14 protein-coding genes are annotated in these 15,475 nt (G+C 58.3%); 12 read left to right on the forward strand and 2 right to left on the reverse strand.

Features of this window, described 5'->3' with window-relative positions; genetic code table 11:
- Positions 1–89 precede the first annotated feature (89 nt).
- The 11 genes from QMZ18_RS06520 to msrA all read left to right on the forward strand — a co-directional run bounded on the left by QMZ18_RS06520 (position 90) and on the right by msrA (position 13,177).
- Positions 90–1,136, forward strand: a complete 1,047-nt coding sequence (locus QMZ18_RS06520; protein WP_282605412.1) for a GlxA family transcriptional regulator — start codon at positions 90–92, stop codon at positions 1,134–1,136.
- 533 nt (positions 1,137–1,669) lie between these two features.
- Complete coding sequence (acs, locus tag QMZ18_RS06525) at positions 1,670–3,646, forward strand: acetate--CoA ligase (RefSeq protein ID WP_282605413.1); 1,977 nt, start codon at positions 1,670–1,672, stop codon at positions 3,644–3,646.
- Positions 3,647–3,843: 197 nt separating this feature from the next.
- On the forward strand, positions 3,844–4,104 hold the full coding sequence (locus tag QMZ18_RS06530) for a DUF4212 domain-containing protein (RefSeq protein ID WP_282605414.1): 261 nt from the start codon (positions 3,844–3,846) through the stop codon (positions 4,102–4,104).
- A gap of 12 nt (positions 4,105–4,116) precedes the next feature.
- Positions 4,117–5,886 (forward strand): sodium:solute symporter family protein, encoded by a 1,770-nt coding sequence (locus tag QMZ18_RS06535; RefSeq protein ID WP_282605415.1) that lies wholly within the window; start codon positions 4,117–4,119, stop codon positions 5,884–5,886.
- 130 nt (positions 5,887–6,016) lie between these two features.
- Positions 6,017–7,843, forward strand: a complete 1,827-nt coding sequence (locus tag QMZ18_RS06540; protein ID WP_282605416.1) for a DUF294 nucleotidyltransferase-like domain-containing protein — start codon at positions 6,017–6,019, stop codon at positions 7,841–7,843.
- A gap of 13 nt (positions 7,844–7,856) precedes the next feature.
- Positions 7,857–8,378: a hypothetical protein gene (locus tag QMZ18_RS06545; protein WP_282605417.1), complete on the forward strand. Its 522-nt coding sequence runs from the start codon at positions 7,857–7,859 to the stop codon at positions 8,376–8,378.
- Between the two features lie 132 nt (positions 8,379–8,510).
- Positions 8,511–8,888 carry a response regulator transcription factor gene (locus QMZ18_RS06550; protein ID WP_282605418.1) on the forward strand — a complete coding sequence of 126 codons (378 nt, stop codon included), beginning with the start codon at positions 8,511–8,513 and terminating at the stop codon, positions 8,886–8,888.
- Between the two features lies 1 nt (position 8,889).
- On the forward strand, positions 8,890–10,995 hold the full coding sequence (locus QMZ18_RS06555) for an exonuclease domain-containing protein (RefSeq protein ID WP_282605419.1): 2,106 nt from the start codon (positions 8,890–8,892) through the stop codon (positions 10,993–10,995).
- A gap of 334 nt (positions 10,996–11,329) precedes the next feature.
- Positions 11,330–11,941: a LysE family translocator gene (locus QMZ18_RS06560; RefSeq protein ID WP_282605420.1), complete on the forward strand. Its 612-nt coding sequence runs from the start codon at positions 11,330–11,332 to the stop codon at positions 11,939–11,941.
- A gap of 131 nt (positions 11,942–12,072) precedes the next feature.
- Positions 12,073–12,441 carry a cytochrome c gene (locus tag QMZ18_RS06565; protein WP_282605421.1) on the forward strand — a complete coding sequence of 123 codons (369 nt, stop codon included), beginning with the start codon at positions 12,073–12,075 and terminating at the stop codon, positions 12,439–12,441.
- Positions 12,442–12,547: 106 nt separating this feature from the next.
- The gene (msrA, locus tag QMZ18_RS06570; protein WP_282605422.1) at positions 12,548–13,177 is read left to right on the forward strand and encodes a peptide-methionine (S)-S-oxide reductase MsrA; all 630 of its coding nucleotides are present in this window, start codon (positions 12,548–12,550) and stop codon (positions 13,175–13,177) included.
- Positions 13,178–13,288: 111 nt separating this feature from the next.
- Here msrA and QMZ18_RS06575 read toward each other — a convergent pair whose 3' ends face one another.
- Together QMZ18_RS06575 and QMZ18_RS06580 are read right to left on the reverse strand one after the other, a co-directional pair.
- Positions 13,289–13,684: a hypothetical protein gene (locus QMZ18_RS06575; RefSeq protein ID WP_282605423.1), complete on the reverse strand. Its 396-nt coding sequence runs from the start codon at positions 13,682–13,684 to the stop codon at positions 13,289–13,291.
- A gap of 110 nt (positions 13,685–13,794) precedes the next feature.
- Positions 13,795–14,646 carry a LysR family transcriptional regulator gene (locus tag QMZ18_RS06580; protein WP_282605424.1) on the reverse strand — a complete coding sequence of 284 codons (852 nt, stop codon included), beginning with the start codon at positions 14,644–14,646 and terminating at the stop codon, positions 13,795–13,797.
- 181 nt (positions 14,647–14,827) lie between these two features.
- Here QMZ18_RS06580 and QMZ18_RS06585 point away from each other — a divergent pair, with 181 nt between their 5' ends.
- Positions 14,828–15,445 (forward strand): LysE family translocator, encoded by a 618-nt coding sequence (locus QMZ18_RS06585; protein ID WP_282605425.1) that lies wholly within the window; start codon positions 14,828–14,830, stop codon positions 15,443–15,445.
- Positions 15,446–15,475 lie beyond the last annotated feature (30 nt).

Here is a 15,475-nt window from a genome sequence, read left to right on the forward strand (position 1 = left end):
GGTCTGACGTCTCTCCCTGTCAACAGGCTAGAGGGTCTGCCAAACGCATGACTGATGTTTTTCGCCAAAAAAAATGCAATAATCGACAAATGCTTCAAGGTAATTTCGATCGAGATGAACGGGCGGAAGAGGAAGGAACCTCCTGTCGTATCGGCATGCTGCTTCTGCCCGGCTTCAACTCCATGGCGGCGAATGCCTTTCTGGATCCTTTCCGCGCCGCCAACTACCTGCGTGCCGCAACGGCCTACGACTGGCCCATTTTGTCCCTCGATGGCGGCGAGGTGACGGCCAGCAACGGGCTGACGATCGCAAAGACGATCCCGATGGCGGCGGCCGGCGCGGCTTGGGATTTGGATTTTCTCGTGGTCAACGCCAGCTGGAACCCGGAGCAGTTCCGCACCCAGCCCTTGCAGGGGTGGCTGAGGCGGCTGTCCCGGCAAGGGGTCGTGATGTGCGCAATCGATACCGGCGCTTTCGTTCTGGCCCAGGCCGGGCTGCTCTCGGGGTATCGAGCCGCTGTACACTATGAGCACATTGCCGCTTTCCGGGAGCTCTTCCCGGACAGCCTGATGGATGAATCGCTGTTCGTGTTTGATCGCGACCGGCTGACCTGTTGTGGGGGCATGGCGGCCGCCGATATGGCACTGGAGATCATCCGCCTTCAGCAGGGCCTCGACGTAGCAAACGCGGCGGGCCGCTACATATTCCATGAACGCCTGCGGTCCGGCGATGAAGGCCAGTTGCCGACCACTCGGGAGCCGGTGGGCTATGCGGCGCCCGCGCGGTTGCGGGACGCCATTGTCCTGATGGAACGCAATCTCGAACAACCCCTGACCATCGGCGCAATAGTATCCCAGCTTGGGTTGTCTCAACGGCAGCTTGAACGCCTGTTCCGAACCCACACGGGTGTGTCGCCAGTGCGCTATTACGTCGATGTGCGGCTCGACCGGGCACGGGGCCTCGTTACTCAGACCGAGTTGCCGATCGTGGATGTGGCTGCGGCCTGCGGTTTCGGCAGCGCCGTTCAGTTCACCCGCACCTACAAGCGGCGGTTTGGCCTGGCACCGAGCAGAGATCGGATCGAGGGCCGCGTACCGTTTCAGTTTCGATCCTTCCCCAGTCACGCTGGCGTATAGATCTTTATGCGGCCTTCGGCTGCGCGCACAGGTATCTCCAGCGGATTGCCGCCTTGGTCAACGTGTCCGCGATTCTGCTTACGCCAGCGCGCCTGCCCTTCGGATCGTGTCGGACTAAGAGGCAACCCTGAGGTTGTAACCGGCTGCGTCAGGTGTTCGGCGATCAAGGCCTAGGACTTTTGACAGTCTCTTCTTGTTACGCGTTGTGATTGGCATCGTTGGGTGCGGCCGCGAAACCTGGATGACCGAAAATGAGGTGGGAGGCTCGAATGTCTATAAATTGTGCGGTGCAACAGTATTGCGTTCACGAGAAACTCCCTTCGTAATTGGAGGTAAGGACTCGGCAGTTATCGTACTTTTCGCCATCATATCGTTTCAACTCTTAGCAGAAATTTACAAAATTCTCATATAAAGTTGTTATTTTTTGACAAATAACATATTGAAGATAAAGAAATAATTGATTTTTTGACTGAAATTTGCTTTTTTGTTGGTTAACGAGGCGTAAGACTTCGACACTCAACGGAGGAAGCACCATGACACACGCACCTAACTTCCAGATCTCGCATAACGAAACCATCCCTGTTCCCGAACCTGTTGCGGCGCAAACGCATGCGGATGCGGCCACTTACCAAGCCATGTACGCTGAGTCGATTTCCGACCCGGAAGGTTTTTGGCGCGAACAAGGGCGTCGGCTGGACTGGATCAAGCCCTACAGCAAGGTCAAGAACACCAGTTTTCGAATCCCTGATGTCTCGATCAAGTGGTACGAGGACGGCACGCTGAACGTGGCGGCCAACTGTATCGACCGACATCTCGCGACGCGCGGTGATCAGACCGCGATCATCTGGGAAGCGGACGATCCCGCGACACCCGCACAGCACATCACCTATCGCGATCTCCACGACCAAGTCTGCCGCCTGGCCAACGTCTTGAAGGCGCAAGGGGTCGGTAAGGGAGATCGTGTCGTGATCTATCTGCCGATGATCCCGCAGGCGTCTTACGCCATGCTGGCTTGCGCCCGAATTGGCGCCATTCATTCGATCGTCTTCGCCGGTTTTTCGCCGGACGCTCTGGCCAATCGGATCAACGATAGCGAAGCCAAGCTGGTGATTACGGCTGACGAGGCGCCGCGCGGCGGCCGGGTCACACCCCTGAAGTCCAACGCCGATGCGGCGCTGCTTCATTGTTCGGACAAGGTGAAGTGTCTGGTCGTTAAACACACCGGCGGTCAGACGACGTGGGTCGAGGGACGTGACGTGGACGTTCTCGCCGAGATGGCTGCTGCCGATGCCGACTGCGCACCCGAGGAAATGGCCGCCGAAGATCCGCTCTTTATTCTCTACACCTCCGGCTCAACGGGGAAACCAAAGGGCGTGGTGCATTCGACCGGCGGTTACCTCGTCTTTGCCGCCATGACGCACCTCTACACCTTCGACTATCACGACGGCGATGTCTTCTGGTGTACGGCGGATGTCGGCTGGGTGACCGGGCACTCCTACATCGTCTATGGGCCGCTGGCCAACGGGGCCATTACCCTGATGTTCGAGGGGGTTCCGACCTATCCCGATGCCAGCCGCTTCTGGCAGGTTTGCGAGAAACACAAGGTCAATCAGTTCTATACTGCGCCAACGGCTATTCGTGCCCTGATGGGGCAGGGCGACAATTACGTGGATGGCTGTGACCTGTCTTCGCTCCGGGTACTTGGCACGGTCGGCGAGCCGATCAATCCGGAGGCCTGGAACTGGTACAACACGGTGATCGGCAAGGGCCGCTGCCCAATTGTCGATACCTGGTGGCAGACCGAAACCGGCGGGCATATGATCACGCCGCTGCCCGGAGCGACTCCTACGAAGCCCGGCTCGGCAACGACTCCCTTCTTTGGCGTGCAGCCCGTGGTCCTGGAACCTCAGTCGGGTGCCGAGGTCACCGAGACCAAGGCGGAAGGCGTACTGGCGATCAAGGAGAGCTGGCCCGGCCAGATGCGCACGATCTGGGGCGACCACGAACGCTTTATGTCGACCTACTTCTCCAACTATGCCGGATATTACTTTGCCGGCGACGGCTGCCGGCGGGATGAAGACGGCTACTACTGGATCACCGGGCGGGTCGACGACGTGATCAATGTCTCCGGCCACCGGCTGGGAACGGCGGAGGTCGAAAGCGCCCTGGTCGCGCATCCGAAAGTCGCAGAAGCCGCCGTTGTGGGCTATCCGCACGACATCAAGGGCCAAGGCATCTACTGCTTCGTCACTTTGATGGCCTCCGAGGCTCCTACCGAGGAACTGCGCAAAGAACTTCGCACCTGGGTGCGGACCGAGATCGGCCCGATCGCCAGCCCGGACCTTATTCAATGGGCACCGGGTTTGCCGAAAACGCGTTCGGGCAAAATCATGCGCCGGATTCTGCGCAAGATTGCCGAAAACGATTACGGGGCGCTGGGTGATATCTCAACCTTGGCCGAGCCGCAAGTCGTTGAAAACCTGATCGAAACGCGGATGAACCGCGATTAAAGATCCCGCCGTGCGATCGTCGCCGATGCGTTGCATCGCGAAGGATCGCACGCCCCGGATCTGTACCTGACAACCTGTATTTTGCGCCGCGGTCTGCATCTTGGCCGTGTCAGTCGAGTGGAATTCGACTGCCTGACCTCAGGCCTCAACGCCGCGCTCAAGCTGTACTGAACAACGTCACCAAAAGGAGTGAAACAATGTCGGAAAAGTCATCGGCCAATGTCTACTGGTCGACAAACATCCGGATCGTGACGGTCTGCCTCGTGATCTGGGCACTGGTATCCTTCGGTTTTGGAATCGTCCTGCGTCCTCTGCTCTCCGGTATTTCGATCGGCGGCACGGATCTGGGCTTCTGGTTTGCACAGCAGGGCTCGATCCTGGTGTTTCTGGCGCTGATCTTTTTCTACGCCTTCCGCATGAACCGGCTGGACCGCGAACACGGCGTCGACGAAGAATAGGGGAAGACGACAATGGACCAATACACCCTCAATCTGCTGGTCGTGGGCGCGAGTTTTGCGCTCTATATCGGCATCGCGGTCTGGGCCCGGGCGGGCACGACCTCCGAATTTTACGCGGCCGGGCGGGGCGTGCATCCCGTCACCAACGGTATGGCGACCGCTGCGGACTGGATGTCGGCGGCGTCCTTCATCTCCATGGCCGGGCTGATCGCCTTCACCGGCTATGACAACTCTTCCTTCCTTATGGGCTGGACCGGCGGTTACGTGCTGCTGGCTTTGCTGCTTGCGCCCTATCTGCGCAAGTTCGGCAAATTCACCGTGCCCGAATTCATCGGCGACCGCTTTTACAGTCCGACCGCACGTCTGGTTGCCGTAGCCTGTCTGATCATCGCCTCGATCACCTACGTGATCGGCCAGATGACCGGTGTCGGCGTCGCCTTCTCACGCTTTCTGGAGGTGGACAATGAGCTCGGACTCTTCATTGGCGCAGGCATCGTGTTCTTCTATGCGGTGCTGGGCGGCATGAAGGGCGTCACCTACACGCAGGTGGCACAATACTGTGTGCTGATCATGGCCTACACGGTGCCGGCGATCTTCATCTCGCTGCAGCTGACCGGTGTTGCCTTGCCGCCGCTGGGTCTCTTTGCGGATCACGCCGCATCGGGCGTACCGTTGCTTGAGAAGTTGGATTTGGTGATTTCGGACCTCGGCTTCAACAGCTACACGGGGCACCACACCAACACCTTCAACATGGTGCTCTTTACCTTGTCTCTGATGATCGGTACGGCGGGTTTGCCGCACGTGATCATCCGCTTCTTCACCGTGCCGAAGGTTGCCGATGCCCGCTGGTCCGCCGGCTGGGCGCTGGTCTTCATCGCACTGCTGTATCTGACCGCACCTGCGGTGGGTGCCATGGCACGGCTGAACCTGGTGGATACTATCTACCCGAACGGCCCGACGCGGGACTCGCTTGTCTATGCTGAGCGCCCTGACTGGATGAAAAATTGGGAAGTCACCGGTCTTCTGAAATTCGAAGACAAAAACGGGGACGGCAAGATCCAATACTACAACGACAAGTCCGACAGCTTCGCGTCCACCGCTACGGCCAACGGCTGGAAGGGTTCGGAGTTGAACGTGAACCGCGACATCCTGGTGCTTGCCAATCCTGAGATTGCGCAGCTTCCGGGCTGGGTGATCGCTCTTGTCGCGGCCGGCGGTCTTGCCGCGGCGCTCTCGACGGCGGCGGGTCTGCTGCTTGCGATTTCCTCTGCGGTCAGCCACGATCTGATCAAGGGTGCATTGAACCCGAAGATCTCCGAGAAGGGCGAGCTGATGGCGGCCCGTGTCGCTATGGCAGTCGCGATTGCTGTGGCCACCTATCTCGGCCTCAATCCACCGGGATTTGCCGCACAGACTGTGGCCCTGGCCTTTGGTTTGGCGGCAGCTTCGATTTTCCCGGCTCTCATGATGGGGATCTTCTCGAAGCGGGTGAACAACATCGGTGCGGTCCTTGGTATGCTGTCAGGTCTGATCTTCACGCTGGTCTACATCTTCTCCTATAAGGGCTGGCTGTTCATTCCGGGCACCAACTTCCTGGCCGACACGCCGGAGAACTGGATCCTGGGCATCTCGCCACTCTCAATCGGCGCGGTCGGTGCGGTGATCAACTTTGCAGTCGCCATTACGGTGTCTCGCATGACCGAAGAGCCGCCTGAGGAAATCCAGGAACTGGTCGAAAGCATCCGCGTGCCTCGCGGTGCGGGAGCGGCCACCACGCACTAAGTCACTTCGTGCAGCCGGCAGGCGTCATGGAGCAGCAGACGCCTGCCGTATTACGATGCAGCCCTCGTCCCACAGAGGGCTGCATCCCCTCCCTTCCAGGAGGATCCAGGTTCGAACCCAAGGGTTAGACATGCCGTCACAGGTCAGAGATATCGCTGATGAGTTCCTCGCCACGCTGCATCCTTATGACAGCCTGCCGAGCGACGCGCGCAGCGAACTTGCGGCCAGTCTGGTCTCCGTCGAAGCTTCCAAGGGTCAACAGATCTATACGGTGGGCGCCCCCCTCGAAGGCCTCTACCTGATCGTTTCCGGCGAAGTCGAGATACACGAGCCCAACGGCGCGCTGGTCTCTATCCTGGGGCCTCGAAATTCTTTCGGCGAACGCGGCCTGATGCGTGACGGCCTTGCGGCGACCTCTGCACAGACCGTGTCTGATACGCTGCTTTACATTGTGCCGAGCGAAGTCTTTCTCCGGCTCATCCGCGACAGCGCAGATTTTGCGCGCTTCTTCAACCGATCCCGCGCCGCCAACACATCCGCCGATACGCTCTACACGCTGCCGGTTTCCGACCTCATGACGCGCGACCCGGCGACCTGCGGACCCGAAACCGAACTGGTCGCTGCCGCCCGTGTCATGCGGGACCGGCGGATCTCATGCCTGGTCGTCACGGAGGGCGATCGGCCGATCGGTATCCTTACAACACGCGATCTTACGGACAAGGCGCTCGCCGAAGGCTTGGCAGGCGCGACGCCGGTCGCGCAGGTTATGACCGTTGATCCTGTTGCCCTGACCCCGGACGCCCTCTGTGCCGATGTTCTACACCAGATGCTGGAGCGGCACATAGGGCACTTGCCGATTGTCGAGGGTGAACGGCTGGTCGGGATCGTGACCCAAACTGATCTGACCCGGCATCGCGCGATCTCTTCGGGCGGGATGATCCGCCAGATTGCAGACGCCGGAGATCCGGCCGCTCTGGCCGGTGTGGTGACGCGGATCCCCGATCTTCTGGTTCATCTGGTCGCGGCCGGCAGCCGGCATGACATCGTCACCCGGCTGGTCACCGATGTTGCCGACGCGGCCACGCGGCGTTTGCTGGCGCTTGCGGAAGCGCAGCTGGGAGCGCCGCCGGTGCCATACCTCTGGCTTGCCTGCGGCAGTCAGGGGCGGCGCGAGCAAACCGGCGTGTCCGACCAGGACAACTGCCTGATCCTCGGCGCGGCGGCGCGCGCAGAGGATATGGAATACTTCCAGGCGCTTGCCAGGTTCGTCTCCGACGGCCTCGACGTCTGTGGTTATTACCACTGCCCTGGCGAGATGATGGCGACCAACCCACGCTGGTGTCAGCCTTTGCCGGTCTGGCGCGATTACTTCGCCGGCTGGATCCGGAAGCCGGACCCCATGGCACAGATGCTTGCCTCGGTGATGTTCGACCTGCGTCCCATCGGCGGGGAGATCGGTCTTTACGGCCAGTTGATTGCCGAGACCCTGGAACAGGCCTCGCTCAACAGTATCTTCGTTGCTCACATGATCGCGAATTCCGTCAAGCATGTGCCGCCGCTGAGCCTGTTCCGGAGCTTCGCCACCATCAGATCCGGTGAGCATAAAGACAGCGTGGACCTGAAGCTCAACGGCGTCGTGCCGGTTGTTGATCTGGCGCGGATCTATGCCATCCAAAGCAAGCTGCAGGTTGTCAATACGCGGGATCGCCTGCTGGCTGCAGCGGAGACCGACGCCCTCAGTCCGTCCGGCGCGCGCGACCTGATTGATGCCTATGATCTGATCGCGGCCACGCGGCTCCATCATCAGGTCGGCTGTATCCAAGCGGGTAAAAAGCCCGATAACTTTATGATCCCGGGCACGCTTTCGGATCTTGAGCGCAGCCACCTGCGTGACGCCTTCGTGGTGGTGAAGACGATGCAATCGGCGCTGGCTCATGGTAAGGCAATGATTTTATGAAGGACAACTGCCCATGCTGATGGAACTTATCGCGACCTTCGCGCTGGGGGTTGCAGCCGCAGGCGCCGTGATGATCCTTCGCCGTTTCTCTCCCGCGCGTCTCCCGCGCTGGGCAACCCCTGCGGCTGCCGGCCTCGCAATGATCGGCTTCACGCTCTGGAGCGAGTACACCTGGTTTTCCAGGACCGAGATCGCGCTCCCGGAGAGCTTTGAAATCGTTACCAGACATGAGCATAGTTCCATCTTCCGGCCCTGGACTCAGGTCAGGCCGTTTATCGATCGCTTCTCGGCCATCGATAAAAACGCTTTACGCCGCAACGAACAGGTGCCGGGCCAGATCATGGCCGAGGTTCTGATGGTGACGCGCCACAGCGGGAATGCCAGGCTGCCAGTGCTGATCGATTGCCCTGGGACGCGCCGCGCCGATCTGAGCGACGGCATGAAGTTCAACGAAGCAGGGGCATTATTGGACGCCGACTGGTACCAGCTGGAATCCGACGATCCCTTGCTGAAGACGGTTTGTACGACGGACTAGAGCGGATCATGTTTGGCCGGAACCACCCTGTGGTTTCGTCGGAATATGTGAATCAGCTCTAAATCATATGGTCTGAGTGCTCCTGGCCGATTTCGTCAAGAGCACGCGAACTTCCGAGGAAGGAGGCTTCAAATGCCAAAGTCCATTCTTCTGGTCGAGGACGAAGACAGCATCGCGCTTGCGCTCGAATTCATGATGCAGGAGGAGGGGTACCGTGTCCGGCGTGTCGCCAGCGGCACCGATGCGCTGGAGGCAATCCAAAACGAAGCGCCCGACCTCGTGCTGCTGGACGTGACGCTGCCGGGTTGTTCCGGCTTCGAGGTCTGCCAGTCGGTTCGCCTGGACGAGCGCCTGAAAGATGTCCGGATCCTGATGATGACCGCGAAAGCCAGCAGCATGGTCCGCCGTAAAGGTCTGGCGCTGGGCGCCGACGACTTCGTCGCGAAACCCTTCGTGATCCAGGACCTGAAAGTGCGCGTGCGCAGCCTGCTGGAAGAAGCCGTGAACTGACATGTCCTCCGCGTTTGGCACAAAGCTCAGTCTCCGGCTGCGCATCTTTCTGTTTTTTTGCCTCATTGCGCTTGGCGGCGTGGCGATCTTTTTAGGCGCCACGGCTTTCGGTTACTGGCGCTTGAAAGATCCCGGCGCTTTCGATGCTTTCGTTGCTGCGGGTGCAATTGCCGCCTTTGGCCTCGTTGGCATGGTGGCCTGGATCTGGCTGCTGTTTGATGAAAATGTCGCCAAACCGCTCTCCAGTCTCGCAAGTGAAATCAGGGCGCGCGTTCATGCTGAAGTACAGAGCGAAATCGATCACGAGGCGGCACAGTATCTGGGGGACATTGCCCCCGCTGCCTCGGAGATTGCCCGCGATCTGACCAAGACCAGGACTGCACTGGAAGAGGCGGTCAAGCGCGAGACCGACCAGATCACTCGGGAAAAATCCTGGCTCGCCGCGATCCTACGTGACTTTCCCGCCGGCGTTCTGCTGTGCAATGGCGATCACAAGATCATGCTTTATAACATGCAATCGGTGTCGCTGCTGCAGCAGACCGGAGCGCTGGGTCTGGACCGTGCTTTGTTTGAGTTGCTGCGGCCGGAACCTCTGCTCGATGCTCTCGATCGCCTACGGCGCGCCAAGAGATCTGATCAGGCGGCTGAGATCCTTTGCACTTCGAAGAGCGGTGGCCGCGTCTTCAAAGGTCAACTGCGATTGCTCGGCAGCGCGCGCGAGTCCGATCCAAAAAAAGGCGGCTACATCCTGATCCTGCATGACGTCACCGAGGATCTGCAGGTCCATGCCGCGCGCGATTATCTACTGCGCGATCTGGTGGAAATGATCCGGCGGCCAGCGGCAAACCTGCGAACTTCCCTGGCGATCCTGCAGTCACCCGGAACCTTCTCGACCGCGCAGCGCGAGCGGCTCCAGTCAGTCCTCGACAAGGAGGCGGAAGCATTGGTGTCCATCATCGACAAGTTTGTGACACGCTTCGATGCCACCGAGACCACCTGGTGGCCCATGTCCGACATCGCCGCCGGCGATATCGTCGCGGGCTTGCAGGCACAGCTCGCTGCACAGGGTCTAGAGATCCAGGCAAAGACCGCGCCGCTCATGCTCTACTGCGGCGGTTTTGCGCTCATCCAGCTGCTCGCGGGCTTGGCTGAACGCCTCGGCCGGTCACGGACAGGCACAGACCTGGCTCTTTCCATTCAGCCTGAAGGCGAGGGCGCGACGATCGACCTGAGCTGGCAGGGACAAGTGCTGCCGGTCGAGACTCTCGAAACCTGGCTCGAAGAACCCTTGGGCGCTTCCTATGACTGCTACACTCTACGGGATGCAGTCGAAGTGCATCGCACGGAAATCTGGCCGGAACGCCTGCCCGAAGGTCGCGCCCATTTGCGCCTCCCCCTGCGCACCGCATCGTCCGAACAGACTGGCGAGCCGCTTCCGATCCGGCCTGAATTCTATGATTTTGAGCTGCTTGGGCGGCTTGGCGCACACTTGGACGACGACCGTCCGCTGCGCGACCTTACCTATGTCGTGTTCGACACCGAAACGACGGGCCTTGAACCGGCGGCCGGTGATGAGATCGTCCAGATTGCCGGTGTGCGCGTCGTGAACGGCCGGATCATGTCGGGGGAAAACTTTGACGTTTTGGTGAATCCCGAAAGATCGATTCCCGTTTCCTCCACAAAGATTCATGGCATCACCGAAGCGATGGTGACCGATGCCCCGACTATCGATTCCGTCTGCGGGGACTTCCACAGTTTTTGTTCCGGTGCCGTACTGGTAGCGCATAATGCGCCTTTCGACATGGCGTTCCTGCGCCGCCACGCGACACGCCTCAGCATTGATTTCGATCATCCGATCCTCGACACGGTGCTCTTGTCTGCGATCGTCTTCGGTCATGACGCCGATCATTCGCTCGATGCCCTTGCCGAGCGTCTGGATATCGAGATCCTCTCCACCGAGCGCCACACTGCGCTGGGTGACGCCAAGGCAACGGCACTGGCGCTGATTAAACTGCTTCCCATGCTCGAAGCCCGCGGGATAGAAACGCTTAAACAGGCAATCAGCGAATTCGATAACTATCGGCGGATTGTCAAGGCGGCCCATTAAAGCTTTCGAGACAATTCACTGACCGGGGGCAGGTGGGCGATTGGGAGCCACGGCGGCCCTGCGATACCATCAACCTGATGAAGCGGAATCTCGAGCGGTCTCAGATCATTGATGTTAGGTAAAGCAACTTGAGTTGACCTGACACCAAACCGAATATCTGTTCGCGGCTCGCACGAGTGTGCCTCAAGCGCGAACCTTTATCGAAGTACCGCCTGCTCCTGCGAGCCGCGGGTGAGAATTCGACTCTAATTCTCAAGAGGCCTTGGCTTGAAACTCTAAATGAAGTCTGATCTCATCGTTGCGGTCGTCACCTGTCCTCCCTGGAGTTGTGTCTATGTCGCTGGAATATCTGCTGACCTCGATGATCGTGATTCTTTTGCCGGGTACCGGCGTCCTCTACACACTGGCTTTCGGGCTTAGTAAAGGATGGCGCGCCAGCATTCTCGCGGCCTTCGGCTGCACGCTCGGAATTCTGCCAGCCATCGTTGCCTCGATTGCCGGCCTCGCAGCTCTGCTTCATACCAGCGCCCTGGCGTTCCAAATCGTAAAATATCTCGGTGTCGCCTATCTTTTCTACATGGCATGGTGCGTCCTGAGGGACGATGGCGCCTTACAGGTTTCAGAGGGCGATGCGCCGGCCTCCGAGGCCAGGATCGTTGTGAACGGCTTCCTGCTGAATATCCTGAATCCGAAACTCTCGCTGTTTTTCCTGGCTTTCCTGCCTCAGTTCGTACCGGCTACCACGGCTAATCCGACTGTCTATATGCTGGGTCTGGCGGCGACCTTCATGCTGTTGACCTTCATTGTCTTTGTCGGCTACGGCGGGTTTGCGACAGCCACCCGGCGTTACGTCATTTCCAGGCCGCGGGTGATGTTGTGGTTCAGGCGTGGTTTCGCGGGTGCATTCGGTGCTCTGGGGTTACGGCTTGCTCTTTCGGAGAGGTAGGCGGCTGGGACCTAGAGTGTTGACGCTGGTTAGGCGGAATTCATTCAATCTTCTTTGATCCGTATCAAGGCCGGCACCGGCTGTTCCCGATAAAAGGAAGAGAACAGTCAAAAAGCTGCGAGGGATTGAAAGTGTCGACTTCATGCCTGACCGAAAAGCACCTGAGTGAAATTCACGTATCACCCGCCAGCGTTCTGATCTGTTGCGCATTCGTCTTTGGGCTGCAGCTCATTTCTACTCAGACGCAGGCCCAAGATTTGCGCAACGAAGGCTACGTGCTTGCCCGCCAGTGGTGTCAATCCTGTCATGTCGTCGATGCCGGACGGAGCGCATCAAGCCAGGCGCCGGCCTTCGTCGAAATTGCCGGAAATCCAAAGATAACTGACAGTCATCTGCGGGTTTGGCTCAGTACGCCTCACGCGCAAATGCCGGATCTCAACCTATCTAGAAACGAAATCACCGCCCTGATCAGCTATCTCGATAGCCTACGGCCGGGATGAGTGAGCGGCTGAACTCGCGTTCTTCACGTCCTCGTGACAGAAGTTTTGTTGAATTAACCGCCATATCGGGGTGTCCTCATTGAAACTGAATTGGAAAGTGTTTTCGATGAGACAGGTTCTGGTAGCTGGTGTTTTCGCCCTGTTCCTTGCGCCTTTTTCGGTGCTGGCCCCTCAATCCGCACTGGCGGCCGAGGAAACCGCCATTTTCGCCGGTGGGTGCTTTTGGTGTATTGAGAGCGACTTTGAGAAGGTAGCCGGTGTCAACGATGTCATTTCCGGCTACACCGGCGGCGAGAGCGACAATCCAACCTATAAGAACCACAGCGCCACCCGGCATCGCGAGGCGGTCCAGATTACCTATGATCCGACCGTGGTAAACTACGACCGTTTGCTGGAGATTTTCTGGCGCTCGATTGATCCGGTCGATGCCGGCGGACAGTTCTGCGACCGCGGTCACAGCTACACGACCGCGATCTATGCCACGAGTATCGAACAGATGCAGCAGGCACAGGCATCGAAGTCTGAGATTGACGCGTCAAAGCTGCTTCCGGAAAAGATCGTGACACCGGTTCTCGCCACCCAACCTTTCTATCCCTCCGAGGACTATCACCAGGACTATCACAACAAAAATCCCGTCAGCTATAAGTTCTACCGTTACCGTTGCGGCCGGAACCAGCGCGTAGAGGAGCTTTGGGGCGACCAGGCCTACCGCGGCATAAAGGAAGCCGGGTCCTGAAGACCGGAGATCGATTGTCGCAGCACGATCTTGCCCCCTATTTTGCGGCTGCTCCTGATGAATTCGGCCGAAAGCGGGAATCGCACTCTGGGCTGATTGAACAGGGTTGAATCAACGCTGGGATTGCGGACGTTTTTTGATCTTGTGTTCGGCCCGGATCATCAACTGCTGAAGCTCGTAAGGGTCAACTATATAGCTTGCGCCGAGGATTATCTTGGTTGACGGGCTTTGTCCCGCGAGCTCAAAGATCTGGTGCAGGCGCATCCCGTCAATCTCCATCCGATCCGGGTTGATCGGGTTTGTGAACAGGCCCATAAATCTGCCAAGCATCGTCTTGGATTCGCGGACTTCGTTTTCGTGCGCTTTGATCCTGTTTGAAAGCGTGATCATCAGATCTTCTTCCGAGTAGGCCAGACGCTGGAAATTGTCTGAGACACCCTTAACGACCGTATTGACGACATCTACGGAGAAATCGGGATCACCTTTGACGATTTGAGTAATTTTCAATTTCAGGACTTTCGATCAGTTTTCCTGCGAACTCTATGTTGGAAACCGCCAGCGTGTTTTTCATTCATATGCCTGTTCGGTCATCCCTTCCGAGGTGGCCTTAAATTATCTCAAGCGTTTTCTTTGAGCCACTCTGCGAAGGTCACTAGTTTTTTGTGTCGTTCCCTTCGCGTGACAAGGTAGTAGGCGAGAGTCCCGGGGTCTTCGGAAAAAACCTTTATCAGGCGCCCGTCCTCAAGATCTCTTTCGACCAAAGCGTAGGCTTGCAGGGAGAGGCCGTATCCGGCGCGTGCCGCCGAGAGCACGAGAGAGTTCGTTGGGTAGAATTTGTTCTGTCCGGCATGAAAATCGATCCCTCTTTCCTCAGCCCAGAGCTGGTGTTCCGTCCGGCTGGCTTCGAACAGCCAGGGGAGTTTGCCGAGCTCTGCGAGGGACTTGAATTTGCGATCCGCCAAGAATGCTCCGGTCGCAACGACGACATACTCAGCGGAGGCCAGCAGCTCGCTGTGATAACCCGGCCAGATGCCACGGCCATAACGGATCGCCATATCGAAGCCGCCGTCTTTCAGATCCGCCAGCTTCAGGCTTGGTGACAGCTCGATCTCGATCTCCGGGTGTTCGGCCCAAAACAGGCCCAGCCGCGGCATCAGCCAATTTTCGGCAAAGGCCGGCGTCAAAGCAATCTTCAGAGGGCGGGTTTCTTCGTCTTTTCGCAGCGCTTCGATTCCCGTCTGCAGAGTCAGAAAGCCCGACGTGACGGCAGCCGCGAGCCTTGTTCCGTTTGCGGTCAGTGCGACGCCACGCCCACTCCGTACAACAAGCGAACGACCAAAGAAGTTCTCCAGACCGCGGATATGCTGACGAATGGCGGCATCGGTGACATTCAACTCACGCGCAGCGGCCGAGTAATTCTGCTGCCGTGCGGTTGCCTCAAAGGCTTTGAGGCCCGCCAGCGAAGGCATCCGACGCCAATCCATGATACAAATTCGTAGTTAAACTTCGATAATGAAAATATTTTCAACGAGGAAATTAGCACGATCCATTTTATAAAGCTGCAAGAATCGACGGTTTGAAAATCGACTGAACAGTAAAACTCGTAGTTACAGTAACATTTTTTCGATAATCCGGAAAAGGAATAAAAAGATGTCTTTGGAGATCTGGTTGACTTTCGCCGCTGCAAGTGCAGCCCTTCTCGCTGTGCCCGGTCCAGTCGTGATGCTGTTGTTCAGCTATACATTAGGCCACGGTCGATCCGTTTCCTGGGCCGCCATTCCGGGGGTTGTCTTGGGCGATTTTACCGCGATGACCCTCTCGTTGCTGGGGGCCGGCGCGGTGTTGTCGTCTTCCGCGACGCTTTTCACGGTTATGAAAATCGGGGGCGCTGCCTATCTCATCTGGCTCGGCATTCAGATCTGGTGCACGCCTGTAAAAGCTATCGCGGTTGAGGCCGTATCCGAGCGCCGGGACAGGCTTGCCGTCTTCAGGCAGGCATTTCTCGTCACTGCTTTGAACCCGAAGGACATCGTATTCTTCGTGGCCTTCCTTCCGCAATTCATCGATCCTGCCCGGCCCGCGATGCCGCAGCTCATCACTATCGAGGTCACTTTCCTTGTCATGGTTCTGATCAGTACCTCGCTGTGGATTGCATTGAGTGGCAGGCTTCGGACCTGTTTAAAGCGCCCGACAACCCTGAAGCTGGTGAATAGACTGGGCGCTGGTAGTCTGATCGGAGCCGGTACTTTTACTGCCCTCAGCCGTTAGAGTCTGGCCGTTGTCGAGGAATCATCGAGA

It is taken from the genome of Pelagibius sp. Alg239-R121, from assembly GCF_947331435.1.
Classification (GTDB): domain Bacteria; phylum Pseudomonadota; class Alphaproteobacteria; order Kiloniellales; family Kiloniellaceae; genus Denitrobaculum.

What these genes read in the sequence shown, in the direction of transcription:
- QMZ18_RS06520 (WP_282605412.1), top strand. Translation starts at nt 90, where the DNA reads ATGCTTCAAGGTAATTTCGATCGAGATGAACGGGCGGAAGAGGAAGGA.
- acs (WP_282605413.1), top strand. Translation starts at nt 1,670, where the DNA reads ATGACACACGCACCTAACTTCCAGATCTCGCATAACGAAACCATCCCT.
- QMZ18_RS06530 (WP_282605414.1), top strand. Translation starts at nt 3,844, where the DNA reads ATGTCGGAAAAGTCATCGGCCAATGTCTACTGGTCGACAAACATCCGG.
- QMZ18_RS06535 (WP_282605415.1), top strand. Translation starts at nt 4,117, where the DNA reads ATGGACCAATACACCCTCAATCTGCTGGTCGTGGGCGCGAGTTTTGCG.
- QMZ18_RS06540 (WP_282605416.1), top strand. Translation starts at nt 6,017, where the DNA reads ATGCCGTCACAGGTCAGAGATATCGCTGATGAGTTCCTCGCCACGCTG.
- QMZ18_RS06545 (WP_282605417.1), top strand. Translation starts at nt 7,857, where the DNA reads ATGCTGATGGAACTTATCGCGACCTTCGCGCTGGGGGTTGCAGCCGCA.
- QMZ18_RS06550 (WP_282605418.1), top strand. Translation starts at nt 8,511, where the DNA reads ATGCCAAAGTCCATTCTTCTGGTCGAGGACGAAGACAGCATCGCGCTT.
- QMZ18_RS06555 (WP_282605419.1), top strand. Translation starts at nt 8,890, where the DNA reads ATGTCCTCCGCGTTTGGCACAAAGCTCAGTCTCCGGCTGCGCATCTTT.
- QMZ18_RS06560 (WP_282605420.1), top strand. Translation starts at nt 11,330, where the DNA reads ATGTCGCTGGAATATCTGCTGACCTCGATGATCGTGATTCTTTTGCCG.
- msrA (WP_282605422.1), top strand. Translation starts at nt 12,548, where the DNA reads ATGAGACAGGTTCTGGTAGCTGGTGTTTTCGCCCTGTTCCTTGCGCCT.
- QMZ18_RS06580 (WP_282605424.1), bottom strand. Translation starts at nt 14,646, where the DNA reads ATGCCTTCGCTGGCGGGCCTCAAAGCCTTTGAGGCAACCGCACGGCAG.
- QMZ18_RS06585 (WP_282605425.1), top strand. Translation starts at nt 14,828, where the DNA reads ATGTCTTTGGAGATCTGGTTGACTTTCGCCGCTGCAAGTGCAGCCCTT.